The following is a 473-nucleotide window of genomic DNA, read 5'->3' on the forward strand; positions in this document are numbered from 1 at the left end:
ATCTCCTCACAACCTTTTACCGCCAGCTCATTGGTACCACCTTCGGGCACAAGGTAGAATTTCCCAAATTTCTCATGCAGCTCTTCAATAAATGCTTCGGAAGTTTTTTGCCGGTAGTCGCTCCGACTTACAAAATGAAATTGCATTCCGCAGTCATGGGCGAACCTTAGCGTAGCGTTTTCCTGAAGCGTCTTTTCCAGATTCTCTCCCAGCTCCTCTCCTCTTATAACGCCAATTGTTTTTAATCCTGAAAATTTTCCCGCAGCGGCTGTGGCAGCAATATGGTTGGAATAGGCCCCGCCAAAAGTGAGCAGACTTTCCCTTTTTTGAGAGATAGCTTCAGCAATGTTGTACTTGAGCTTCCGGAATTTATTCCCCGAAACTTCAGGATGAAGCAGGTCTTCCCGCTTCAGGTGAATGGAAATTCCATTGACTTCAGCAATAAACCGGTTGGGAATTTCGGGATAGATTTT

1 protein-coding gene is annotated in these 473 nt (G+C 45.5%); it reads right to left on the minus strand.

Going from position 1 to position 473, the window contains the following annotated elements:
* The coding region (locus tag HC175_RS18170; RefSeq protein WP_369074345.1) for a 1-aminocyclopropane-1-carboxylate deaminase/D-cysteine desulfhydrase at positions 1-470 on the minus strand (470 nt) is incomplete at its 3' end.
* Between the last annotated feature and the right edge of the window lie 3 nt (positions 471-473).

Source organism: Salinimicrobium oceani (assembly GCF_012037645.1).